This window comes from Methyloversatilis sp. S146-33, assembly GCF_059552495.1.
In genome coordinates, this window is record NZ_JCANOT010000045.1 from 1 (window position 1) to 25,133 (window position 25,133).

The window sequence follows — 25,133 nt, forward strand, 5'->3', positions numbered from 1 at the left end:
ATCGGCACGCGCGAGGACGGCAGCGAAGTGCGCGCCCAGCGCGACGGCTTCATCGTGTTCCCGAATCCCGGCGCCACACCGGGCAATGAGTGGTTCTATTTCGCCCGGCGCAGCAACCGCGTCCTGCACGGCTGACGCCGACCCCGTGGGAGCGAGCTTGCTCGCGATAGCAGCCTGAATCGAAGCCGACGGCCTGCAACCGCCGAGTCGCGGTCAGAAGACCGCTCCCACAGGAACCGCGCCCGGTCGGCGGTCGGAGCCGATGTTCTGTGGGAGCGGTCTTCTGACCCCGACAGCAGCCTGCATCGAAGCCTGAGGACAGCAGCGGCCGCATCGCGGCCAAGGCCGCTCCCACAGGAACCGCGCCCGATCGGCGGTCGGAGCCGATGTTCTGTGGGGGGGGTCTTCTGACCCCGACAGCGGCCTGCATCGAAGCCTGCGGACAGCAGCGGCCGCGTCGCGGCCCAGGCCGCTCCCCACAGGAACCGTGCCCGATCGGCGGTCGGAGCCGGGGTTCTGTGGGCGGGGTCTTCTGACCCCGACAGCTGCCTGCATCGAAGCCTGAGGACAGCAGCGGCCGCATCGCGGCCAAGGCCGCTCCCACAGGAACCGCGCCCGGTCGGCGGTCGGAGCCGATGTTCTGTGGGAGGGGTCTTCTGACCCCGACAGCGGCCGGCATCGAAGCCGGCGGACAACGACGGCCGTGACGCGGCCAAGACTGCTCTCAAAAGGAGTGCCGCCCGTGACCAGAGGTAATTACCGCCACGTCTTTCCCCACCCCCGCGCCCTCGCATTGTCATGGTGCACCGCAATCGCCCGCCCGGCCGTGGGCATCGCAGCCAATGCCAGCAGGGGCGCGGACGACCGCCGGAACGCGCCCCTGTCAAGGCTGTCCGACCTCGTATCAGCGGCCTAGAATCGAAAGATTCACGTCAGGGAGGAGCCCACACATGCAACAGATCGATCTTGTCCCACTGACCGAAGAGGAAAAAATCGCCTGCCTGCCGGAGCAGGAAATTTCAGGCGAAGTGCTGATCGAAAAGTACGCCAAGGGCGGCGAAACCACCGTCGCCGAAGTGCGCCGCCGCGTGGCGAAGGCGCTGGCCCAGGCCGAGGCGGAAGACCGCCGCGCGCACTGGGAAGCGAAGTTCCTCGAAGCGCAGGACCGCGGCTTCGTGCCCGCCGGCCGCATCAGCTCGGCCGCCGGCACCAACCTCACCGCCACGCTGATCAACTGCTTCGTGCAGCCGGTCGGCGACTCGATCACCGAAATCGAGGACGAGCGCCCCGGCATCTACACCGCGCTGGCCCAGGCCGCCGAAACGATGCGCCGTGGTGGCGGCGTCGGCTACGACTTCTCCAGCATCCGCCCGGTCGGCGCCCGCGTGCGCGGCACGCAGTCGCGCGCCTCCGGCCCGGTCAGCTACATGCGCGTGTTCGACCGCTCGTGCGAAACGGTGGAATCGGCCGGCAGCCGCCGCGGCGCCCAGATGGGCGTGCTGCGCTGCGATCACCCGGACATCGAACAGTTCATCCACGCCAAGGACGGCGGCGACCTGACCAATTTCAACGTGTCGGTCGGCGTGACCGACGTGTTCATGAAGGCGGTCGAAGCCGACACCACGGTCGACCTGGTGCACAAGGCCGAACCGGCACCCGACCTGAAGGCGGCCGGCGCCTACCAGCGCGAGGACGGCCTGTGGGTCTACGCCAAGCCGCGTGCGCGCGATCTGTGGGACCAGATCATGCGCTCGACCTACGACCATGCCGAGCCGGGCATCCTCTTCCTCGACCGCATCAACCGCGACAACAACCTCTACTACTGCGAGCGCATCGAGGCGACCAACCCCTGCGCCGAACAGCCGCTGCCGCCCTATGGCTGCTGCGATCTGGGTTCGATCAATCTGGTGCGTTTCGTGAAGCGGCCCTTCTCCGAAGCCGCCGAATTCGACTTCGACGGCTTCCGCGAAGTGGTGGCGGTCGCCATCCGCATGCTGGACAACGTGCTCGACGTGACGCACTGGCCGCTGCAACAGCAGCATGACGAAGCGATGGCCAAGCGCCGCGTCGGCCTCGGCTTCACCGGCCTCGGCGACACCCTCATCATGCTGCGCCAGCGCTACGACTCGCAGGAGGCGCGGCTGATGGCCTCGCGCATTTCCGAAGTGATGCGCGACGCCGCCTACCTCGCCTCGGTCGAGCTGGCCAAGGAGCGCGGCAGCTTCCCGCTGTTCAACGCCGACATGTACCTGTCGGGCGGCAACTTCGCGTCGCGCCTGCCGGCCGAGGTGAAGGAGCAGATCCGCAAGCACGGCCTGCGCAATTCGCACCTGCTGTCGATCGCGCCCACCGGCACCATTTCGCTGGCCTTCGCCGACAACGCCAGCAACGGCATCGAACCGCCCTTCTCCTGGACCTACACGCGCAAGAAGCGCATGGCCGACGGCACCTTCAAGGAATACGCGGTCGAGGACTACGCCTGGCGCCTGTACAAGCACCTCGGCGGCGACATGGACAAGCTGCCGCCCTGGTTCGTCACAGCGCTGGAAATTTCCGCCGCCGCGCACAAGGACATGGTGGCCGCGGTCGCGCCCTACATCGACACCTCGATTTCGAAGACGGTGAACGTGCCGGCCGACTACCCCTACGCCGACTTCGAGGACCTCTACCTCGCGGCCTGGAAAGCCGGCCTCAAGGGCCTCGCCACCTACCGCCCGAACAGCGTGCTCGGCAGCGTGCTGTCGGTCGAGACCCCGAAGAGCGAAGAGAAGAAGCAGCCGCACGACGTCGAACTGGTCACTGGCGGCGCCAACCAGCGCCTGTCGATCGGCGCGCTGCCGGCGCCGGTGCTGGCCAGCCTGCGCTGGCCCGGCCGGCCGGACATGAGCGACGGCAACCCGAGCTGGACCTATATGCTGAAGACGCCGGGCGGCGAATTCGCGCTCTTCGTCGGCCACACCGAGAACGAAGGCCCGGACGGCCGCATCCAGCCGCTGCCCTTCGAAGTGTGGGTCAATGGCGCCAACCAGCCGCGCGGCCTCGGCGCCGTCGCCAAGACGCTGTCGATGGACATGCGCGCCAACGATCCGGGCTGGCTCAAGCTCAAGCTCGACGTGCTCGCCAAGACCGTCGGCGACGCCAGCTTCGACCTGCCCTTCCCGCCGACCGGCGAACACCGCCGCATGCCGGGCGTGGTCGCCGCCTTCGCCAATGTCATCCGCTATCGCTGCGACAAGCTGGGCGCGCTCGAGCGCGAAGCGCCGACGCCGGTGCTCGACACCCTGTTCGCCGTGCAGGAACCGAAGACCGGCACCGACGGCACGCTGAGCTGGACGGTGGACATCAGCAATCCGGCCACCAGCGAAGACTTCGTGCTCGGCCTGAAGGAAATCACGCTGCCCGGCGGCGAAACCCGCCCCTACTCGGTGTGGCTGTCCGGCAACTACCCGCGCGCGCTCGACGGCCTCACCCGCATCCTCGCGCTCGACATGCGCGTGATGGACCCGGCCTGGATAGGCATGAAGCTGCGCAAGCTCATCAGCTACCCGGAACCGCTGGGCGACTTCATGGCCTTCGTGCCCGGCACCCGCCGCCAGCAGAACTGGCCCTCGACTGTCGCCTACGTCGCCCGCCTCATCATCCACCGCTACGCCATGCTGGGCATCCTCGACGAGGACGGCTACCCCACCCGCGAAATGGGCATCCTCGAAGCCCCGCGCGGCGACGACGAACCCAAGCTGATGCAGGGCGCGCTGTGCAATGAATGCGGCAACCAGTCGGTGATCCGCAAGGACGGCTGCGATTTCTGCACCGCCTGCGGGGCGGTGGGGAGTTGCGGCTGACGCCTGCGTCCGGGAGGGTGCATCGCCGATGAATGAAGAAGGGCCTGTCGGAAGACAGGCCCTATTTTTTTGAGCCCCGGACGGGACTGAAACCCGCGGTCGCGGCGCAAAAAGTACGTCGCCCAACCGGCCAAACGGATGATGCAAGGAGGGAGATTCGCGCCATGAGCTACGCTCCGCTGGGTGTCATCGGGTGGCGTATCCGGTTTCGGGTTTGTTCATGCCATGAGCAGACGCCACACTAATCTTAGAAAATTAAATATAGAACCCGATGTCAGAGTTGTGCAAAAGGGTGAGGCATTCATCAACCTAAAGAGTTGTGCGAACGGGAGCAGGTAGGTGGCAGATGTTCACATCGAAGTGACAGTTAAGGAAGGGGACTCGAGCACCGAGCGCGGCGCCCTTCTTGAAGACTTGGTCAAGCGCGTTCTGACCGCCTTGCAGTACGAGCATATTCGAACAAACGTGCGGGTCACAGGCTGCGAGATCGATGTAATCGCACAAGACAAACAGACCGGCACCCAAGTTCTTGTCGAATGCAAAGCGTATAGAGACAAAACCATAACCGCCGACGTTCTAACTAAGCTGATGGGCAACCTTGCATTTAACGAGGAGTACAAGTCCGGCTGGCTAATCACAACCGGCCGACTCGGCAAGGATGCAACTGGTCTTGTTGAGCAGCACCGTCTAAAGAGCCCTGAGAAGCGCGAGCGTCTGCGAGTCTGGGAGCCTGTTCAACTCATCGACCTTCTAGTGTCGACAGGCCAGATCATTGCAGCGGATACCTTACGCCTCCCGCCCTCGCACATCGTCCTGAGCAGTTACACACTCTGCATTACCGATCTTGGGGAGTACTGGGCAGTATCTGCGATCGGTCCAAAATCAGGTGTTGCTGACACTGTTCTTGCGTTTAGTGCGAGTGATGGAGCTCCAGTTAGCAACACTGCTCTGCTACAGCAGCTTTCATCACGCGACTCGAATTTGAAGTCGTTGGAATGGGTCTCCGGCGGAGACGACCTTCTAGCCCTTACAACTCTCGCCGACACGTCCCTTCGCGAGGAACTTGACAGCATCGCGCCGGTACCTGTTGCAGACGACTGGTCCGACTACCGGCCAGCACGGGCGGAAGACTTCGTTGGAAGAGATGAGCTTCTTAAAGACATCGTGCACTACTTCGACGACGTAAGAACCGGTCAGTCCTTAACACGCCTATTAGCCATAAAGGCCCCTTCAGGCTGGGGAAAGAGTTCCTTCTTGGTCAAACTCAGATCTGTATGCCAACAAGGACGCAACAGGGAGCGAGTCTTCTTGTACGCGGTCGACTGTCGCACTGCGAGTTCACCTCGTTACCCAGAACTGGCACTAAAGCGGTGCCTAGACGAGGCCATTGCGTCCGGCTTCGTCGCTGAGCCAGGGGCGACGTGCAGAGTTGCATCCGCCGGTCAGCCCTTTAGCGACGAATCCACACAGAAGATTCTTAAGGAACTGAAAGAGAAGCAGAAAGTAATCGTGCTCTTCTTCGATCAGTTCGAAGAAATAACTACCAAACAAGAACTCGCGGAACTCTTCGTTCAGATCCGAATGCTTTGCGCAGCCGTGGAGTCTGCTGACGAGGCCATCGTTCTTGGGTTCTCGTGGAAGACAGATGGTTCAATACCGACCGATCATCCTGCTTACCACGTCTGGCACTCCTTCTCGGACCGTCGTCGTGAGTTCGAGCTACCTCTATTCTCAAAGAGTGACATCTCAAAGCTATTAGGCCGGCTTTCCCAAGAAGTAAACGCACCAATTGAACATGGACTGAGACGCCTTCTAGGCGAACACTGCCAAGGTTATCCTTGGCTATTAAAGAAATTGTGCGTCCACGTCTTTCAGGTTTTACAATCAAGACCTGCAGCACAGCGTGAATTGTTGAATAGAGCGTTGGATGTTGAAGCGCTCTTCAACAAAGATCTTGCAGATCTTGACCATAGGCAAATCGCTTGTTTAGAGCGGATCGCCGGCGACTCTCCGGCAGATCACTTTAAGGTTGTCGATCAGTTTGGAGACCAGACTGTTGACTCGCTCATTCACCGAAGATTAGTTGTTCGAAACTCGGGAAAGCTAGTTCTTTACTGGGATATCTTTCGTGACTTTGTTCTTTCCAAGCAGGTGCCTGCTATACCCGCTCGATACGTACCGGTTTCCTCGCCAAACACTGCCAAGTTAGTGATTGAGGCTTGTTCAACCATTTCCGCCATCTCCAAACTTGGCGGCAAACTGGGGCTGCAGTCGGGAACAATTGATAATGTGGCAAGAGATTTGGTCATGATGGGCGTGTGCTCCTACGACAGGAAGAACGAGCGCCTTAGACTGCTACATACCTCCGTCCGCGATTCACTTGGCGCAGCGTTTCGTTTCTTCGGATCACATGCGCTTCTTCGAAAGGCAATCGACACTCACGGCAAGGGCTTTCGTCAAGTACCCCTAGTGACGCTTATTAGCCTTTGGTCGCACGAATTCTCGACCGACGAGTACGCTAAGAAGACTATCGCAGCGATCTCTAGGAGAATGGTTCTATGGCTCCAGTCATTGGGCATCTTGACTGTCGATAGCGCTGATCTCGTTACGCACCGGGTAGATCAAGGAGCACCAATCGATCTCAGCCAGTTTCGCGCCGAGGGACGCCGCCGTAAGGGGAGAAGATTTTTTCTTGGAGAGGCTCCGCCAAGTCGAGTTCTCGAGGTGGTAAAAAGGCTGCGCGAACCCGTTTACCGCCGCGAGCCATCGGATCGAAACGCACTCTATGTTCTTCGAGCATTGCGACTTGTGACCTCGACCGTTGATCCCGTCTTGCTCGACCGTCCACGTAGCGGAAGCGAGGAGGCGTGGCTGGCATTGAGCGTCTTGGCGCAACCGACTGTACGTGTCGCCCTAGAATTAAAGGGAAAGTTCTGCGATGTTGGTGGCTTCGAGGTTGGCCAGACGTTCGAGACACGCTTTCAGATGGACGTTTCAGAAGCGTCAATGAGGCGTTATGGCAGCGGCGTATTGGTATGGGTGAAATGGCTTGAGGATCTCGGTTTCGTGAAATTTTGACGCACCAATGAAACTTCCCCAGTGGCGTAGCTGATGCCAAACCATTCGTACACAGACCCTCATCAATAGCAATAACGTGCATTATTGGGGTCAGACCCCATATATTTCAGAGAGCGCATCGAACAATAGGGGACCGACCACATTTTCGGCAATCTGAATCTCTGGTGGGGCGACATAATCATAGTCCTATCGCTATTTCGACTCGCATATATTTCCCGATTTTCAGCGTTAGTCCTCTCATCACGAACAGCGCCGAAACCGCCGCTCACTGGACAAAGTTCATTGCGAAATGCCCTGAGTTCGTTGCTGGCGAAGCGCTTCTCGCGCAATTCAACGCCGGGAAGATCACACGCCTTTCTGAGTGTGGTTGTAACAGTTTCAACATAGTTATTGAGGAGGGAACGCAAGCCGCTCCAATCGCTCCGCCTTCCGGGAGAGGTCAGGCTGTCTTTCTCGCTGAGTTCCCGGCAGAGCAGCCACCCGGCGCGTCCCTTGAGTTCATCGTCTATGCGGATGCAAAGGGAAATTTCGATGGGCTCGACGTGCATCTGAACGGAAACACCGAACCCATTCCAGAGCAGTTAGTTGTCTCCGAGGCCCCTTACCATGTGTATGGAATCCTTGCCCGAAAGGGCTGACCCTGCTGTCGTGCGGACCTGCGCGAAAGGCAGCGCAGGCCGCGCACCTCCACGCGAGCCGTCATGAAATACCTCACCGCAGTGTTCTTGTTTGTAGCGATGCTCGCAGCAGTACCAACCGTCCATTCCGCCGACAGGAAGGGGACCATGTCGCACGAAGAAGAGAGATCCGAATCCGGCAGTCCCATCTATCGCCACAAGCCGCGCGGCCCGGAACGGACCGCTCCACGGCACCCCGGAGAAAACCTGGAAGAGGTGGAAGCTCACGTCGAGAAGTACATCGGGAAGATTGAGTCCGTCTACCACGAAGTCCTGTCCGATCTGGTCCATCTTGATGTGCTGATCGTTCCTGCTACGGCGGAGCGTCCCTATCACGTGCTGGTGACCAGCGGTGTAAGCGACGAACCGATGAATGTTCCTGAGGGCATGCAGAAGTTCCGAAGGGTTGAGCTTCTTATCGCTCTGCCGCGTGACTGGCCTCTCGACCAGGAATCGCTCAAGAACGAAGCGAACTACTGGCCGGTAAGGTGGCTCAAGATGATCGGGCGCCTGCCCCATGAGTACAAGACGTGGATCGGGTGGGGGCATTCGATTCCCAATGGGGACCCGCCGGAGCCCATCGCAAATACGGGTTTTGTCGGCGCAATGCTCACGCCACCGTATTCACTGCCCAAAGACTTCTTCCAGCTCCGGGCAAAGTCCGGGGACATGATTTCGTTCTATGTGCTGACGCCGCTGTACAAAGAGGAAATGGACCTCAAGCTCAAGAAGGGGGCCGACGTGCTGGAAGAGCGGTTTGAGAAGCGGGAAATCGGGTTTGTCCTTGATACGAAGCGGGTAAACGTTGCCAAAGCGAAGGGTTGGTTCGGAAAGTAATGGCAGCACCCCTCCAGCCGACGCCGTGTGGCCGGTCATTCCACATGAGAAGACGTGCCACGTTTTCATTCAAGAACTTTTCGAACACTGACTTAGAAAACCGTGATCTACCCCCGGTTTGGTTTTTCGAGAACGCCCGGCAGCGACGGGGATGGCCCTCAGGGAGCGACTATCAAACGGCGATCGCGGAACTGAAACGATGATGAACAACTTCGTACCGCCGAAGGCCGGCAGCAACCATCCGCCCTGCAACGGGGTATTTCTCGCGCATCGTTAGGCCTCACATGTCCAAAGAAGACGTAGTGCGACGCACGACATACGGTGCCGTGGCTGTGAGCGTGACGCTGTACTTAGCGAGTTTGAGTTTGCCCGCGGCAGTGGTGGGGGCATACCCTTTCGAGGTCAGACGTACGCTCGTATCCGGACTGGAATTCCTCGGGATCGGATGGCTGGGAGTGTATTTTCTGTGCGCGGCCTGACTGGCAAATTTAGCGATCATCGTTGCGTGGATCTCACTCACGCTGGAGAAGGTAGCTTCTTCGCCGTGGTGGTCAATTGGCTCACTCATCCTCATGCTAGATACCTTTCGCTTCAACTCTCTCTGTATTCCGGCTAACAAAGGGGGGGGCGGCTGCCAGCGCATCTATGAGTACACGTGGGGTTTCTACCTTTGGGTCGCCAGTGCTGTTGTGTTGACTGTTGCGAGCGTCTGGCGCCGCTTTGTGTCGCTTGAGGAGCGTCGCAGTGCATAGGATGACCAAAAGAATTCGAAGAGGCAGTCTGGTGAGGGTCTCTAACTCCATATATTGACTCCCCGATAATCAAGACGGAGCGATAGTCTGGTTTCTCCGGATCGTGCTCTTGCAGTCGCATATCCGGCATCGGAAGTGGGTTCTGAGTGACCCGTGCCGACGTGGCATCTGCGCGGGCGCGCCACTCGATACGAGCGGCACACACCGCCCCGTCAGAACTTCGGCGCCGCCCCCTGCCCCTTCAGCTTGCGCACCGCCTCGGCCTTCAGTTGTTCCACCCACTCGGCAGACCTGCGGCTGCTGGCGACCATGCCGCCCTGATCGACCAGCCAGGCTTCGAAGTTCTGCACCGGCTCGTTGTTCCATTCATAGCGCAGCACGATGCCGCAGCGGGCGACGTCCGGCTTGGGGCCGAGGGCGTCGACCAGATGCGGCACGCGCTGCCGTGCGTACTGTTCCAGCACCTTCACCGCACCCGGCTGCAGCAGCGTGCCCATGGCGTTGTTCCAGGGGATGCGCTGGCCCTTGCGATCCTTGTCCACGCTGCACTGGGGTTTGCCTTCCTCGCTCCAGTGCACGACGGCGCGACCGCCGGCCACCGGCGGGGTGCGTGCGGCATAAGGGCCGTAGCGCGCGACCAGCGACGACATCATCTGTTCGCTGCCCGGCGGCTGCGGCGCCGAAGCGCGGCGCATGACGGCGATGACGCGCGGTTCTGCCGGCGGGCTGGCAAACCAGATGCCGATGCCCGAGCCGGCCATCGTGACGCCGATCTGGTCGAGGAATTCCGGCGACTCCAGCGAGTTCACGCCGTCGAAGTAGGAGAAGGTGGCGAGGGTGCGCTTCAGCTTCGCGCTGGCGTCGAAGGACTGCACGGCCTTGACGGCTTCGGCTTCGGTCATGCCGATGCGCACGCCGGCGATGTCGAGCTTCGCGGCGGGGGTGGTGGCGTTCTGCGCCTGCGCGGGCAAGGCTCCGGCGATCAGCGCGCCGGCCAGGGCGAGGCGAAAAAGAACGGCTCGTGTCTGCATGGAAGGGCTCCTGTCATTCGATCCCGGCGGTCGCATCGCCGCCGTGAGGTTCGCGTCGTGCGATGCCGGTGCGCTATGGTAGAAATCCGTACGGGGCGCTTGCGCCCCCCAAACAGGGGAGAAACCCGCTCATGGAGGCGTCACCCATGTCCTCACCGGAACTTGCCGACGCCCGCCTGTCGGCGCTGATCGCGCATTACTACGACGCCGCGCTGGACAGCAGCCTGTGGCCGGGCACCGCAACGCGCACCGCACAGGCGCTCGATTCGACCAGTACGGTCATCAAGCTGCACGGTGACGGCGCGCGGGTGGATCTGCTCGAATGCACCGACAATCTGGTGGTCGCGGAGCGCGACCGGGCCTGGGCCGAGGACTGGCACCGGCGCGATCTGTGGGTCGAGCGCTCGGTCGCTCACGGGCTGTCACGGGTCATCACCGACGAGGATCTGGTGACGCCCGAAGAGCAGGCGCGCAGCGGCTTCTACCAGGAATGGCTACGTCATCTCGACATCCACCACATGCTGGGCGCGGTGTTCCAGGCGGCCGATGGGGTCATCTGCGTGCTGGGCATCCATCGCACGCGCGAAGCCGGCGCCTATACCGAAGTCGAGCGCCGCAAGGTCGCGCTGCTGCTGCCGCACCTGCAGCGCGCGCTGCGGCTGGGTCGGCGCCTGTCGGCGCTGTCGCAGGCGCATGCCACCGCACTGCAGGCACTCGACCGCGTCGATACCGGCGTGATCGTGGTCGATGCGCGCTGCCGCGTCATGCTGTCCAGCGCGATGGCGGACGCGCTGTTGCGCGGTAACACCGAACTGGCGGTGCATGGCGGATGCCTCGTTCTGCGGCAACCGGCGCTGCGCGATGCGCTGTCGGCACGGGTGCGCGCGGCGGTCGATGTCGCGCAGGGCGAGCCGGGCGATGCCGGGGCCGCGCTGTGCGTTCCGCGTATGGGTCGGCTGCCGCTGGTGCTCGAGATCGCGCCGCTGCGCCCGTCGCTGTCGGTGTTCGGCGACCGCGGGCCAGCCGCGCTGGTGTTCATCCGCGACCCGGAGGCGCCGACCGATCTGGAGAAGCTGCGCGCGCTGTTCGACCTTACACGGACCGAAGCCGCAGTCGCCGCGGCGCTGGCGCAGGGGCGCTCACTGGAAGGAATCGCGTCCGGGCTGGGCATCGGTCTGGCGACGGTCCGCTCCCACCTCAAGCGCGTTCTTGCCAAGACCGGCACCCACCGTCAGGCCGAAGTCGTCGCCCTGCTGGCCCGCTGCGTCTGACGGAGAACGCCCGAGCGCGTCCCCGCCATAGGTCGGGTGCGATCCTTGTGGGAGCGGCCTTGGCCGCGATGCGGCGGGTGCTTGCCGCTGGCTTCGATCAGCGCCGCAATCGCGAGCAAGCTCGCTCCCACAGAACCCTGCTCCGGCGCCGAACAGGAAGCGGTCCTTATGGGAGCGACCTCTGGTCGCGATGCGGCCGTTGCAGATCACCGCCGCTGTCGGGGTCAGAAGACGCCTCCCACAGAACCAGGGTCCCGGCTGCGAATCGGACACAGACCCTGTGGGAGCGGCCTTGGCCGCGACCCGGCGGGTGCTTGCCGCTGGCCTCGATCACCGCCGCAATCGCGAGCAAGCTCGTTCCAACAGAACCCTGCTCCGGCGCCGAACAGGAAGCGATCCTTGTGGGAGCGACCTTTAGTCGCGATGCGGCCGTTGCAGATCACGGCCGCTGTCGGGGTCAGAAGACCCCTCCCACAAAACACCGGCCACGGCTCCGGCCGCCGGTCGCGCGACTCCTCCTGTAGGAGCGGTCTTCTGACCGCGACTCGGCCTCCGCGGTCCGCGGGCTTCGATGCTGGCCGCGTCAGCAGACCGCTCTTGCTGTAAGCGCATCGGGTCGGTTACCCGCCCGGCGCCTGCTTCGTTACCGCAGCCCGGATCTCGCGCAGCTTGGCCTTCACTCGCGCAGCATTGTCCGGGCCCATGCGCAGCAGGATCTTCTGCCCTTCCGACAGCTTTTCCAGCTCGGGGTCGGCAAAGGTGTAGAGCACCTTGGGCTGCGCCAGGCGCAGCGGGCCGGCGGGTTCGGGCGCGGCCAGCAGGTGGTCGATGACCTCGACCAGGCGATTGTTGAAGTAGCCGTCCGGGTAGCCCAGTTCAACGTAGCGCTGCTGGAACGCCGGGTAGTTGCGCACGTAGGCATCGACCACGGCGGCGGTCGGCACGGTATCGACCAGGTGGATATAGCTGCTGTAGCGGGCGGCGTTGGATTCGTCCAGCACCCGCGCGTCGCCGCTGCCGGCGACGACCATCGGGCCGGGCACCGGTTTCACCGGCATCAGGCGGCGCGCCACCTTCTCGCGCGGCAGGTTGTCGATGGTCACGACGATGCGCCGGACGATGTCCGTCGTGTTGAACAGCGTGTCGACCGAGGCGCCGAACAGCGCGCGCAACGCAGCCAGCAGTTTCGCGTCCGGATCGACCTCGGCACCTGCAGCGTCTGCGACTTCCGGCGCGGCGATCGGGTAGTGTGGCGCCGGCTCGGCCGCAGGCGCCGGAACCTCGGGTGCCGCGGCGACGGGCGCCTCGACCGGGGCCGGCGCATCGGCGGGCGCCGCCTCGCGCTGCTGCCAGTAAAGATAACCGCCCACGCCGGCCACAATCACCACCACTGCCGAAACTGCCGCCGTTGATTTCTTCATGTCGGTCTCCTCCCCGGTTGCGGTCCAGTAGGATGGACAGGCATCGGGCGTGGAATATCCGGCTAAAGATTTTCTGGATGTGGCAGCCTGCCATCCGCCCCGGCCCGGGCGTGCACCGCGACGGTCCGGCTTACGCCGCCCCGCTGACGTTTGTTCGGCGGATCAATGGCTTGACGGTGAATCCCGAGTCAACCGGGCCGCCTTCTCCCCGCCTCCTTTTCCGCCAGTGGGCCACCCCCGGACGGTGACTTTTCGTCGCATGTCTCGCCACGGGCCGGCTGTTCGGGCATGCTGGCGCGCCTTGAGCACCCGACGCCCCCGAGACGCTGTGGCCCTCATTGCTCCGACTTCCGCTGCGCTTCCGTCGCGCCCCGACTGGCGCGTGTTCCTGCTGCTGCCGCTGCTGCACTTCGCCAGCGTGAAGCTGACGATGTCGCTCGCGATGTCGCCGGAGAACGAGGTCGTGGTGTGGCTGCCGAATGCGGTACTGCTGGCCGCGCTGCTGCACTGGCAGGGCGCGCGCGGCGGCTGGATGGCAGCGCTGGTACTGGCGTCCGACATCTACGCGAACATCCCCGCCTTCCCGCCTTTGCAGGCAACGCTGGTCAGTCTGTGCAATCTGTCCGAGGTGGCCTTCACCTATCTGCTGATGCGCCGGCTCGGCGTTTCACCGGGCCTCGAACGCATCCACGACTTCGGCCGCTTCCTGCTGGCCGGACCGCTGCTCGGGTCGCTCGGCGCCTCGCTGCTGGCCGGTGTCGTGCTGATGACGCTGGACCGGGTCAGCGCGCCCTACTCGACCCTGACGCTGCTGTGGTGGTTCGGCGACGCGCTCGGGCTGCTCATTTACACGCCGCTGCTGCTGGCCTTCCTGCGACGCGACCCGGAGGGCGCACGCGGTGGCCCGGCGGGCATCGCGATGATGGCGCTGACGCTGGCCTTCGCCGCCCTGCTGTTCACCCAGCCGGTCAATGCCGGCGCCGCCTTTCACGTCGCGCTGACGCCGCACCTGCTGCTGCTGCCGCTGCTGTGGGTGGCGGTGCGCTGCGGCACGCGCTGCACCGCGCTGACGGTGGCGCTGATCGCGCTCGGCGCGGCGTGGTCGGTCACCACCGGACACCAGCCCTTCGGCGCGGCGTCGCCGCACGACACCATATTGCGCGCGCAGGAGTACATCCTGACGCTGAGCATCATCGGCATGGGGCTGTCCATCCTGCTGCGCGAACAGCGCGCGCTGGCGCATGAGCTCGAAGACAAGGTGCGCGAACGCACGATCGAACTTGAAGCGTCGAACCGCCGACTGGCCGAGCTGAGCGCCACCGACAGCCTGACCGGCATCGCCAACCGCCGCCGCTTCGACGAAACGATGGAAGCCGAATGGGCACGCGCGCGGCGCAGCGGCGAACCGCTGGCGCTGTGCCTGCTCGACGTCGATCTGTTCAAGCCCTACAACGACCACTACGGCCACCTCGCCGGTGACGACTGCCTGCGCCTGGTGGCCGAGGTGATCAACGCGCATGTGCGCCGCTCCACCGATCTGGTGGCGCGCTATGGCGGCGAGGAATTCGCCTTCATCATTCCGGGTGTCGATGCCGACGGTGCGCTCGCTACCGCCCACGCCGTCTGTGCCGCACTGCAGGCGCGCGGCCAGCCGCATGTGCGCTCGCCCTTCGGCGTGCTGACGGCCAGCATCGGCGTGGCCGTCATGGTGCCGGCCGACGACGACACATCGGACCAGTTGGTGCGACTGGCCGATCAGGCGCTGTACGAAGCCAAGCGCGCCGGCCGCAACCGCGTGGTGCGGGTGGCCAGCGAAGACGTCGAGGAACTGCGCGCCGTGCACCGCGGCTGACGCGGCAACGCTCAGGCAGCGGCGCACACCACGCGATTGCGCCCCTGCCGCTTGGCCCGGTATAGACACTCGTCGGCCGCCGCGATGGCGGCGTCGAGCGAATCGTCGTCCGGCCGGCAGGCGGCGACACCGAAACTGGCGGTGATGCGCAGTTCGCCGCCGTCATCGAGCGGAATGCGCAGCGCCTCGATCGCGCTGCGCAGGCGCTCGGCGTGCTGGATGGCGCTGGCGACGTCGGTGTGCGGCATCAGCACGACGAATTCCTCGCCGCCATAGCGCGCCGCCACGTCGCCGCGTCGGCTCTGCTCGCCACACAGCCGCGCCACCTCGACCAGCACCGCATCGCCCACGACGTGGCCATAGCCGTCGTTCACCTGCTTGAAGTGGTCGATGTCGAACAGCGCAACCGCCACCGGATAGCCGTGGCGCTGCTGGTTCGGAATGTGGCGCTCGGCCAGCGTGAAGAAGCCACGCCGGTTCGGCAGCCCGGTCAGGAAGTCGGTGTTGGACTGGTCGCGCAGCTGTTCGACCAGGCGCTGGCGCTCATCTTCCAGCGCGACACGCGCGATGCTGTTGGCGCGCAGCACGCTGATCGCCTGCAGCACGTCGGCCACTTCGTCGCGATGGCGCGGCTTGGGCACCGTGCGCTGCAGATTGCCCTGGGCAATGGCGACGATGAGGTCGGCGGTTTCTTCCAGCGGGCGCACCACCCGGTGATGCACCACCCACAGCGTGAGCGCGAGCAGCCCCAGCGTCAGCACGCTGCCCGCGCCGATCCACAGCAGCGCCGCGCGCGCCTCGGCATGACCGCTGCGCGCCTGTTCGAGCGCTTCGTCCATCAGCACGTCGCGCAGCGCGACGATGGCATCCATGTCCGGCACGTAGCGCGCGGCAAAGCCGGCGGCGTCCATGCCGTAGTGCGCGTCGCCCAGACCGTGCACGGTCAGCGCCTCGACGAAGGGGATGGCGGATTCGAAATAGCGCAGCTGCATCGTCGCGGTCGCGGTCTGTACCGGCACGCGATCGGGTGCGGCTTCGGTGCGCTGCACCAGCAGCTTGCGCAATTGCTCGACCCGACCGCGCAGCCGTTCGATTTCGACATGTTCGGCGTCGCGCAGCGGCTGCCGCGAGGTCAGCGCCACCGTGAACTGCGAACCGAGCTGGCCGGCGTACTCGCGCAGATCGGCAGCGATGCGCGCGCCGATCAGCGCGTCGGCGGCGCGCGGGTAGGCAGCCACCGCCTCGTTGGTCAGGCGCATCAGCGCCGGCGACAGGTCGTCGATCACCGCGAACATCTTGCCGATGGCCTCGCTGATGGCGGCCGGACTGCGCTGTGCCCGAGGCAGCGCCGCGGTGCGGTCTATCGCCTCGCGCGCATGCGCCAGCTGCAGCGCAGCGCGCGCGATCAGCGCACGCACCTCGTTGCGCGGCACCGACGGCGTGCCCACGGTGCGCGCCAGCACGGCGAAGGCATCGTCGGTGCGCGCTCGCGCCTGCGCCAGCCGTTCGTGCTTCGCCGGGTCACCGGGCAGGTCGTCGCCGAGCACGCCGTTGGCCGGCCCGCGCTCGCGCGACGCCATCTCGGCGGCGAGCAGCAGATGACCGAGGTGTTCCATCGCCTCCAGGCCGCTGCGCGCCTGCGCGGCACGCGACCATTCGACCACGACGATGCGCAGCGAGAGGCCAAGAACGGCGCAGGCGAGCAGGAGGCTGACCAGCCAGAAAAGTCGGTGGAGGCGCATTCGGGAAGGAAAACGTCGTGCAAGGACTGCACGGCGCGGGTATCAGGTCGGTTCTTCTTGTGCTTGTCGGAAAAGGAGGATCGGGTTCCGGGCACTGCGGGGAGTGCCCGGAAGGGCGCTCAGTGTAGCCCGGCCGGCTGCGCCTGCAACGACCTGGATCAAACACCGCGCCCGCGGCCCTACCCTGCCGGCGTCACCGAAGCGACGCCGGCGACCTCGGTCAGAGGCGCTTTTCCCACTCGCGAACCTGCCGTTCGGCTTCGTCCTTGGCGATGCCGTAGCGCTCCTGGATCTTGCCGGCGAGCTGTTCGCGGCGGCCGGCGATGACGTCGAAGTCATCGTCGGTGAGCTTGCCCCACTGTTCCTGCACCTTGCCCTTGATCTGCTTCCAGTTTCCCTCGATACGATCGGTATTCATGGCGATTCCTTTCATGGATGGACGGAAGGTTCCGGTCGGCGCGGCGTGCGCGACGGCGGATCGGTAGACCGGTCAGCGTTCGAGCAGACCGGCCAGTTCATCGGCGTGCTCTTCCTCATCCACGAGGATGTCTTCGAGCAGACGCCGGGTAGTCGGGTCCTTGTCGGCAACGAGCGCAATCATCTGGCGGTAGGCTTCGACCGCCACCCGCTCGGCGAGAAGGTTGGCGCGCAGCATGGACTTGAGGTCGAGCGCCGCGTCATAGGCGGCATGGCTGCGGTCAAGCAGCCCCTCGGGACTGAAATCGGGCTCGCCACCGAGCTGCACGATGCGCGCGGCAAGACGGTCGGCGTGCCCCGCCTCCTCGTTCGCGTGCACCATGAATTCGGCGGCCACTGCCGGCGCATTGAGTCCGGTCGCGGTGAAGTGGTGGCGCTTGTAGCGCAGCACACAGACCAGTTCGGTGGCCAGGGCGCCGTTGAGCAGCCGCACGATGTCGGCCGCCCAGGGGCTCATGGCCGGCGTGACGGCGCCATCCTGCATCTGTTGGTGGACGCGCTGCAATGCCGCGTGGTCAAGCTCGAGCGGCCCCTTCGCGGGCGCCGGATCGGACAGCGGAAGGCTTGCGATGTTCATGAGATTCTCCTTGGCGTTTCAACGTGCCGGGCTCAGTCGATTGCCTTGAGGCCCAGCAGACCGAGCACGAGCAGTACGACGAAAATGGCGACGAACACGAAGAACAGGATCTTCGCGATACCGGCGGCGCCGGCAGCGATGCCGGTGAAGCCGAACAGACCGGCGACGATGGATACGATCGCGAAAATGAGTGCCCACTTCAGCATGACGATCTCCTTGCGTGAGGAAAGTCGGTACCGGAGCGGAGGCTGTGGCGCCGCCGCTGCATGACTAAATCATGCGCGGACGGCGCCTTGAAGCGTATAGGTGATCGGGCAGCGCCCTGTAGGCGCATCCCTTTGTCGTGTCGGTGTGGTCCGACGCGGGCAGGTGAGCGGTGGCGGCGGTGTGCGCGGCTGCGGACGCCCTACTCCGGCACGTAGACGAGCGAGCCGTCCTCCATCCGGTAGGCGGTGCCGGCCTTGACGCCGCGGCCGGCGCCGGCCTCGCCCTCGCCGCGGAAGCGGCTGAGCTGGTCGCCCTTCTTGACGACGATTTCCATGTCCGGCTTGCCGGCGTTGCGGATCACGGTCAGGTCCCCGGCGGCGAAGGGGTTCAGCGGATGACGCGCCACCGCGATCAGCAGCGCGGCAATGATGACCAGGAACACGTCGATCAGATTGACCACCGACAGGATGGGGTCGTCGTCCTCGGTGTCGTCGAGCAGTCGCGACCTCATCGTGCCGCCTCCGCCTGCAGCATCGGCACACGATGCTCGGCCACCGTGTCGCCGGCGCGCTCACGCTCGATGCGCAGCAGATCGGCGGCGTACCAGCGGCGCCGCACCTGAGCCACGGCGTAGGTCATGGCCGAGGCGATCAGCGCCAGGATGACGGCCGAGAACGCAACGCCCAGCCCGCCGGACACCGCCGCCAGATCGCCGTCGCCGAGCGCGGCCAGCGCCGGACCCATCGGAATCATCGTGGCAACCAGACCGAGCAGTGGCGCCACGCGGGTGGCAATGCGCACGCATTCCAGCCGCTGCGCGGCGATCACTTCGAGTTCGCCGCTGCCGATGTGCGGGTCGGCGCGCACAACCTGACTCAGTTCGAATCCCGCCGCCTGGCCGGCACGCCGCTGCAGCGCCTGCACGACGAAGGCGCCGAGCGCGAAGAAGGCGTACAGGAACAGCGCGGCGATAGCGACCAGCACCGGGGTCAGGAAGAACTGGCTGACGCCGTAAAGCGCGCCTTCAATCGATGAAGTCATGTCCGCTCCATATATATATGCACAAAGGATTCAGGCGGCGCGGCGCAGCGGCTGCGGCCGAAGCTGCGGCGCCGGTGCCGGCTCCACAGCCGGGCGCTGCCGCAGTCGGGCGAGCGCGCCGGCGGCGAAGGCGGCCAGCAATGGCAGCAGCCAGAGTCGGTCCGGCGCGGGCTGCGAAACCGGCTGTGTCGTCACCTCGACCAGTCGGCGGCCAGCGGCGGGTGCCGCCTCGGGTGCCGGCGGTGCAGAGGGTGCCGACGGTGCTGTGGCCGGTTCCGGCGCCACGGTGTCGGAGCCACCCAGACGTCGCGCGCGGACCGGCGCCGGTGCGCCCTCATCGACCCGGGCCGCGGCCAGCTGGAAGTCGGCAGCGGCGAGATCCGCGCGGGCATCAGCCGTCATCGCTGGCGCCGGCGCTTCGCCCACGCCCTGCCCGCTGCCGTCGCGCACCGCGGTGTGGTGGCCGGTGCGCAGGAACTCCTGCGCCGATTCGTCGCCCTCAGCCGCCGCTTCGCGAAACCAGCGCATGGCCTCTTCGACATTGCGTTCGACGCCCCGCCCCTGGTACAGCGCGGTGGCGTAGTGCATCTTGCCAAGCGGTCCGTAGTAGGGGTCGCCGCTGGTCGCCGCACGCAGCAGCATTTCGGTGGCCGTGACCGGGTCCTGCGGCACGCCCTGCCCGTTCTCGTACATCAACGCCTTCCAGATCAGCGCGCCGGTGTAGCCGGCGGCGATGCACTTGTCGAACACCTTGTTCGCCGTTTCGTGATCACCGCATTTCGACAGCAGGTAGCCAGCCGCGCAGCTGACCGGCCCGGCCGGCTGCGACGCCACGTACTGCAGCGACAGTTCGCCGACCGCGTTGTCGAGGTCGTCCGGCGACGCCGGCTGCATTGCGCCACCGCAGAAACGGTTGCCCTCGTCAGCGACCAGCGGCAACGGCGCCCACTGCACGCAGACGGCGACGAGAACGGGCAGCAGTCGGCTGCATCCGCGCTGCCTGGGTGATGCACGCATATAGGAACTCCCGGAATGGACCGGGACAGAATCTAGGCTTCGCGACGCTCCGGGTCGTGCGCAATATCAATCCGGAATGACGGGCAAACTCCACGGCCGGCACTGCGGCCACCGACGGCAACGAAACGCGGCACACTTGCAGCGTGTCTTCCGCGGAGATCCGCCATGCTGGTCAACAAGGCCGCCACCCGCAGCTGGGCCGCCACCGATTTTCCGGGCATCGAACGCAGCCTGTTCCGCAACACCGAACACGGTGGTCGGGCTTCCTTCGTGCGGCTGACGGCCGGCAGCCGCTTTCCGCGGCACACGCATCAGGGGGGCGAGGAGGTAGTGGTGATCGCCGGCCGGGTGAGCATCGGCGACGTCGATCTGGAAGCCGGCGACTACCTGCATACGGACGCCGGCGAGGAGCACGACGTCGTGGCGCTGAGCGACGCGGTCATCTTCGTGTCGTCGCAGAAACCCACGCCGCTGGTCGAGTGAGGCGCGCGGCTTGCCGCCGGCGCGCTTCGATGTTACGGTCCGTCCCTTCGCACGATCCCACCCCTCGCCCGCTCCCGTGAACGCATTGCGCACCTCTGTCCAGCCGAATCCGACCGCAGCCCTGCTGCGCGCCGGCACTCGTCTGTCGTGCGCGGCGCTCACGCACCGACTGCACGAGGTGAGCGCCTGCGAGACTGACCCGGCGACCGTCTGTATCTGAAGCTGCACCAGACCGTCGCCGCCTGACGGGCGCGTGTGCCCGACACCGGCCACTTCCGGCCACTTTCCCGAATTTCCGCCGCGCTGCGCATTGATGCGCCACGCGGCTGCTCGTCCTTGCGGCGAGCCTTGTACAAGGACCGAATACATGACCAATAAGCCAAACACCAAGCCGAACATCAAGCCCAACATTACGCTGACCGAACTGGACGCCGATCGCCTCGACGCGCTGCTGTCGACCTTGCCCGCGCGCAATATGCCCGGACGCGATGCGCTGGCCGCCGAACTGCTGCGCGCCGACATCGTGCCTTCGCGCGAAGTGCCGCCGGACGTGGTGACCATGCACTCGACCGTGCGCTTCAGCATCGCACCGGCGAACGAAACACAGAGCCTGACGCTGGTGTTTCCGCGTGAAGTGGGCGACGGCAATGGCACGGTTTCGGTGCTGGCACCGGTCGGCAGCGCACTGCTCGGACTGAGCGAAGGCGACGAGATCGACTGGCCGGGACCGAGTGGCGGCACGCTGCGCGTGCGCATAGACAAGGTGGTGTACCAGCCCGAACGGGCCGGCGATTTCGCGCGATGAGCAGCGCAGGCGCCCGCGCAGCGGGCGCCTGGCGCGTCAGGCCGCTTCGGCCGCCGGTAAGGCGACGGTGGCGAGAAAGCGGGCGCGCAGGACTTCTGCAGGCAGATGGCGGCCGATCAGTACGACGCGGCTCATGCGGGCGTCACCCGTCTCCCACGGCCGGCCGTAGTCGAAACCGGCAATGCGGTGCACGCCCTGGAAGATGAGACGGCGGTTTTCGCCCTCGATCGACAGGATGCCCTTGTAGCGCAGCAGATCGACCGAGTGCTCGTTGATCAGCGCATCGACGAAGGCCGACACGCGCTCCAGGTCGAGCGGCGCTTCGCATTCGAGCAGCAGCGAGCCGACCGCGTCATCCCACGATTTGCGCGCCATGCCGGCGATGCCGGAAATCGCGCGCGGCGACACCGGGTGCCAGCCGCGCACCGGCAGGCCGCGTTCGTCCAGCGAAAAACCCTTGATCGAGAACAGGTCGCGCCAGCTCTCGTCGGCGCTGCCGGCGACGATGAGCGGTGCGCGCGCGTTGACGCGCTGCAGCCGCGTACAGAGCTCGTACAGCGCTTCCGGCGTCACCAGATCGGCGTGCGAAATGAGCAGCCGGTCGGCGAAGGCGACCTGCGAGGCGGCGACGCGCTCACGCCTGAACTGGCCGTCGAAATGCACCGCGTCGACCACGGTGACGACGCCGTCCAGCCGGTAGCGCTCGCGCAGCCGCGCGTCATTGAAGAAGGTCTGCACCACCGGCGCCGGATCGGCCAGACCGGTGGTTTCGACGATGAGCCGGTCGAAAGCCAGGTCGCCGGCATCTCGCTGCGCCAGCAGGCCGGCCAGCGCGTCACCCAGTTCGCCCTGCACGGTGCAGCAGATGCAGCCGTTCGACAGTTCGACCACCGATACCGCGGCGCGGTCGAGCAGCGCGCCGTCGATGCCGGCGGCGCCGAACTCGTTCTCGACCACGGCAATGCGCTGGCCGTGGTTGGCGGCCAGCAGACGATTGAGCAGCGTCGTCTTACCGGCGCCGAGGAAACCGGTCAGCAGAGTGACCGGTATGGATTCATGAGGGGTCATCGAGACTCTCTCCAAAAAAGATGCCGGGGAGGGCTCGCGCCGACCCCGGCCAATAGGAGGAGGGTGGTACATCGGTGAAGACCGCCGTCGTCATGGACGCCGGCCTAGCAACATTTGCCGGAGGCGCCGCCGAAGCGCGCCTCCTGGCGTTCACGGAAAAATTCTTCATACGTCATGGGCGCCTGGTCCGGGTGCTTCATGCGCATGTGCTGGACATAGGTATCGTAGTCCGGCAGGCCGACCATGAGTCGGGCAGCTTGCCCGAGGTATTCACCCATGCGCGCGAGGTCCTTGAACATGGGGTGCCCCTCAGTGCATGCCCTGCCCGCCACGCGCCTGCAGGATGAGCAGGTGCGCGGCAGACACGACGGCCGGTCCTTGTGGGGCAGACCATCGACCGGAGGACATGTTCATACGCATCACGGAAGACCTCAGGCCTTGACCGGGTCGGTATGTACGCCGTGGTGCGTTTCGCGCACCGTCGGGTGTTCGTGGCGCAGGGCCTGAAGCACCTTGCGGATGCCGAAGAAGGTGATCGACAGCACGACCAGCACGAACATCGACGCCAGCGCCGCATCGACGTAGTCGTTGAAGATGACCTGCTGCATCTGTTCGATGCTCTTGGCCGGCGCCAGCACCTCGCCGTTCTCGGCGGCGGCGCTGAACTTGGCGGCGTGGGCAAGGAAACCGATCTTCGGGTTGTCGCTGAACACCTTCTGCCAGCCGGCGGTCAGCGTGCAGGCGAGCAGCCACACGGTGGGCATCACGGTCACCCACATGTAGCGCTGCTTCTTCATCTTCACCAGCACCACGGTGGCCAGCACCAGTGCCACGGCGGCCAGCATCTGGTTGGCGACGCCGAACAGCGGCCACAGCGTGTTGATGCCGCCCAGCGGATCGACCACGCCCTGGTACAGGAAGTAGCCCCAGGCGGCGACGCACAGGCCGGTGGCGACCAGGTTGGGAATCAGTGCCTCGGTGCGCTTGAAGGCCGGCACGAAAGTGCCCATCAGGTCCTGCAGCATGAAGCGGCCGGCCCGCGTGCCCGCATCGACCGCGGTCAGGATGAACAGCGCTTCGAACAGGATGGCGAAGTGGTACCAGAAGGCCATCATGCCCTGTCCGCCGATCACCTGATGCAGGATGTGCGCCATGCCGACGGCCAGCGTCGGTGCGCCGCCGGCGCGCGAAATGATGGTCGATTCGCCAACGTCGGCCGCGGTCTGCGTCAGCACTTCCGGCGTCACGACGAAGCCCCACTGCGAAATGACGGTGGCTGCTTCCTGCGCCGTCTTGCCGATCAGCGCCGCCGGGCTGTTCATCGCGAAATAAACGCCGGGATCGATGACCGACGCGGCGACCAGCGCCATGATGGCGACGAAGGACTCCATCAGCATGCCGCCGTAACCGATCAGCGGTGCGTCGGTTTCGCGGTCCAGCAGCTTGGGCGTAGTGCCCGACGAAATCAGCGCGTGGAAGCCCGACACCGCGCCGCAGGCAATGGTGATGAAGAGGAAGGGGAACAGGTTGCCCGACCACACCGGGCCACTGCCGTCGATGAACTTGGTGACGGCCGGCATCTGCAGCTGCGGCGCGACGATGAAGATGCCCAGCGCCAGACCGACAATGGTGCCGATCTTCAGGAAGGTGGACAGATAGTCGCGCGGCGCCAGCAGCAGCCACACCGGTAGCACCGATGCGACGAAGCCGTAGCCGATCAGCATCCAGGTCAGTTCGGTGCCGTCGAAGGTGAACATCGGCCCCCACACCGGATCGGCCGCGACCCAGCCGCCGACCACGATGGCCGCCATCAGCAGCAGGAAGCCGACGACGGAAATCTCGCCGATCTTGCCCGGGCGGATGTAGCGCATGTACACGCCCATCAGGATGGCGATCGGGATGGTCGCCGCCACAGTGAAGGTGCCCCACGGCGAGTGCGCCAGCGCCTTGACGACGATGAGTGCCAGCACCGCCAGGATGATGACCATGATCATGAATGCGCCGAACAGCGCGATCACGCCCGGCACCTCGCCCAGTTCTGACTTGATCAGGTCGCCCAGCGAGCGGCCGTCGCGACGGGTCGAAATGAACAGCACGATGAAGTCCTGCACCGCACCGGCGAACACGACGCCGGCGAGAATCCACAGCATGCCCGGCAGATAACCCATCTGCGCCGCGAGCACCGGCCCGACCAGCGGTCCGGCGCCGGCGATGGCGGCGAAGTGGTGGCCGAACAGGATGTTGCGATTGGTCGGCACGTAGTCGAGGCCGTCGTTCTTGGCCCAGGCCGGGGTGATGCGCTTGCCGTCGACTTCGAGCACCCGGTAGGCGATGAAGCGGGCGTAGAAGCGGTAGGCGATGAAGTACACCGATATCGCCGCCAGCACGATCCACAGCGCGCTGATGGTTTCACCGCGCGACAGTGCGACCACGCCGAGTGACGCGGCGCCAAGCAGCGAGAGCGCCGCCCAGCCCAGTTTGGGAAGAAGGTTGTTCATGTGTCTCCTCTCGGGTGCGACCGGTGAGCCCGGCCTGCCGACCGCCTCTTTGCGGCCTGCCCGGAGTATGGTTTTCATACAAGACCTGCCGCATCGGGGGCACTACGCAGGCGAGGTCCGTGCAAACACGTAGGGGAAAACCCGGGGGCGGTCGTGTTGCTGGAGCGGAAAGTTCTGTGGGAGGGGTCTTCTGACCCCGACTGGGACCTGTATCGAAGCTTAAGGACCCCAGCGGCCGAATCGCGGTAAGAAGAACGGTGCCACAGGGATATGGCCTAAGCCGGAGCCGGGGTTAGCTGGGGAGGGTCTTGACATCGACAGCGGCCTTGATCAAAGCATCCAGGTTGCAGCGGAAGCCTGGCGGCCAACGCCAGTCCGAGAGGGATTGCGCCCGATCGGTGGCCGGAGCCCGGGCGGGGTTCTGTGGGTGGGGTCTTCTGACCCCGACAGCGGCGGT

The 25,133-nt window shown here is 65.1% G+C and carries 19 protein-coding genes; 7 read left to right on the forward strand and 12 right to left on the reverse strand.

The genetic code is table 11. The features are described 5' to 3' along the window. The first annotated feature begins 950 nt into the window (after positions 1–950). The 3 genes from AC51BJ_RS19675 (at position 951) to AC51BJ_RS19685 (ending at position 8,434) form a co-directional block, all read left to right on the forward strand. On the forward strand, positions 951–3,842 hold the full coding sequence (locus tag AC51BJ_RS19675; protein WP_496281362.1) for an adenosylcobalamin-dependent ribonucleoside-diphosphate reductase: 2,892 nt from the start codon (positions 951–953) through the stop codon (positions 3,840–3,842). Positions 3,843–4,181: 339 nt separating this feature from the next. Beyond that, positions 4,182–6,920, forward strand: a complete 2,739-nt coding sequence (locus AC51BJ_RS19680; protein WP_496281363.1) for a YraN family protein — start codon at positions 4,182–4,184, stop codon at positions 6,918–6,920. A 701-nt stretch (positions 6,921–7,621) separates the two neighbouring features. Continuing rightward, a complete protein-coding gene (locus tag AC51BJ_RS19685) occupies positions 7,622–8,434 on the forward strand; it encodes a suppressor of fused domain protein (protein WP_496281364.1) in 813 nt (270 codons plus the stop codon). A gap of 964 nt (positions 8,435–9,398) precedes the next feature. Here the strand turns inward: AC51BJ_RS19685 and AC51BJ_RS19690 are convergent. Beyond that, entirely contained in the window at positions 9,399–10,217 is an 819-nt protein-coding gene (locus AC51BJ_RS19690; protein ID WP_496281365.1) for a hypothetical protein, read from the reverse strand. Positions 10,218–10,363: 146 nt separating this feature from the next. On the opposite strand from AC51BJ_RS19690, the gene AC51BJ_RS19695 reads away from it, so the two are divergent. After that, complete coding sequence (locus AC51BJ_RS19695) at positions 10,364–11,488, forward strand: helix-turn-helix transcriptional regulator (protein ID WP_496281366.1); 1,125 nt, start codon at positions 10,364–10,366, stop codon at positions 11,486–11,488. 620 nt (positions 11,489–12,108) lie between these two features. Here the strand turns inward: AC51BJ_RS19695 and AC51BJ_RS19700 are convergent. Next, positions 12,109–12,909 carry a DUF3014 domain-containing protein gene (locus AC51BJ_RS19700; RefSeq protein WP_496281367.1) on the reverse strand — a complete coding sequence of 267 codons (801 nt, stop codon included), beginning with the start codon at positions 12,907–12,909 and terminating at the stop codon, positions 12,109–12,111. A gap of 328 nt (positions 12,910–13,237) precedes the next feature. Here AC51BJ_RS19700 and AC51BJ_RS19705 point away from each other — a divergent pair, with 328 nt between their 5' ends. Further along, complete coding sequence (locus AC51BJ_RS19705; RefSeq protein ID WP_430433786.1) at positions 13,238–14,761, forward strand: GGDEF domain-containing protein; 1,524 nt, start codon at positions 13,238–13,240, stop codon at positions 14,759–14,761. A gap of 11 nt (positions 14,762–14,772) precedes the next feature. On the opposite strand, the gene AC51BJ_RS19710 is transcribed toward AC51BJ_RS19705, so the two are convergent. From AC51BJ_RS19710 to AC51BJ_RS19740, 7 genes are all read right to left on the reverse strand, one after another. Continuing rightward, on the reverse strand, positions 14,773–16,503 hold the full coding sequence (locus AC51BJ_RS19710) for a GGDEF domain-containing protein (RefSeq protein ID WP_496281368.1): 1,731 nt from the start codon (positions 16,501–16,503) through the stop codon (positions 14,773–14,775). Between the two features lie 220 nt (positions 16,504–16,723). Beyond that, positions 16,724–16,921, reverse strand: a complete 198-nt coding sequence (locus tag AC51BJ_RS19715; RefSeq protein ID WP_019918505.1) for a CsbD family protein — start codon at positions 16,919–16,921, stop codon at positions 16,724–16,726. 72 nt (positions 16,922–16,993) lie between these two features. Next, the gene (locus tag AC51BJ_RS19720) at positions 16,994–17,557 is read right to left on the reverse strand and encodes a ferritin-like domain-containing protein (protein ID WP_430433784.1); all 564 of its coding nucleotides are present in this window, start codon (positions 17,555–17,557) and stop codon (positions 16,994–16,996) included. 32 nt (positions 17,558–17,589) lie between these two features. Beyond that, positions 17,590–17,763: a DUF1328 family protein gene (locus AC51BJ_RS19725; RefSeq protein ID WP_019918507.1), complete on the reverse strand. Its 174-nt coding sequence runs from the start codon at positions 17,761–17,763 to the stop codon at positions 17,590–17,592. 200 nt (positions 17,764–17,963) lie between these two features. Next, on the reverse strand, positions 17,964–18,275 hold the full coding sequence (locus AC51BJ_RS19730; RefSeq protein WP_430433783.1) for a DUF2149 domain-containing protein: 312 nt from the start codon (positions 18,273–18,275) through the stop codon (positions 17,964–17,966). Further along, positions 18,272–18,805, reverse strand: coding sequence for a MotA/TolQ/ExbB proton channel family protein (locus AC51BJ_RS19735; RefSeq protein WP_496281369.1), 534 nt, complete (start codon positions 18,803–18,805; stop codon positions 18,272–18,274). The genes AC51BJ_RS19730 and AC51BJ_RS19735 overlap by 4 nt, the downstream gene beginning before the upstream one ends. 30 nt (positions 18,806–18,835) lie before the next feature. Further along, on the reverse strand, positions 18,836–19,822 hold the full coding sequence (locus AC51BJ_RS19740) for a tetratricopeptide repeat protein (RefSeq protein WP_496281370.1): 987 nt from the start codon (positions 19,820–19,822) through the stop codon (positions 18,836–18,838). Between the two features lie 165 nt (positions 19,823–19,987). Between AC51BJ_RS19740 and AC51BJ_RS19745 the strand changes: the two genes are divergently transcribed. Next, the gene (locus AC51BJ_RS19745; protein ID WP_430433780.1) at positions 19,988–20,305 is read left to right on the forward strand and encodes a cupin domain-containing protein; all 318 of its coding nucleotides are present in this window, start codon (positions 19,988–19,990) and stop codon (positions 20,303–20,305) included. A gap of 367 nt (positions 20,306–20,672) precedes the next feature. After that, a complete protein-coding gene (rnk, locus tag AC51BJ_RS19750) occupies positions 20,673–21,110 on the forward strand; it encodes a nucleoside diphosphate kinase regulator (protein WP_496281371.1) in 438 nt (145 codons plus the stop codon). A 36-nt stretch (positions 21,111–21,146) separates the two neighbouring features. Here rnk and AC51BJ_RS19755 read toward each other — a convergent pair whose 3' ends face one another. The 3 genes from AC51BJ_RS19755 to AC51BJ_RS19765 all read right to left on the reverse strand — a co-directional run bounded on the left by AC51BJ_RS19755 (position 21,147) and on the right by AC51BJ_RS19765 (position 24,676). Beyond that, on the reverse strand, positions 21,147–22,178 hold the full coding sequence (locus AC51BJ_RS19755; protein WP_496281372.1) for a CobW family GTP-binding protein: 1,032 nt from the start codon (positions 22,176–22,178) through the stop codon (positions 21,147–21,149). Positions 22,179–22,282: 104 nt separating this feature from the next. Then, entirely contained in the window at positions 22,283–22,477 is a 195-nt protein-coding gene (locus AC51BJ_RS19760; protein ID WP_008059558.1) for a YbdD/YjiX family protein, read from the reverse strand. 132 nt (positions 22,478–22,609) lie between these two features. Beyond that, the gene (locus tag AC51BJ_RS19765) at positions 22,610–24,676 is read right to left on the reverse strand and encodes a carbon starvation CstA family protein (protein WP_496281373.1); all 2,067 of its coding nucleotides are present in this window, start codon (positions 24,674–24,676) and stop codon (positions 22,610–22,612) included. Positions 24,677–25,133: the final 457 nt, after the last annotated feature.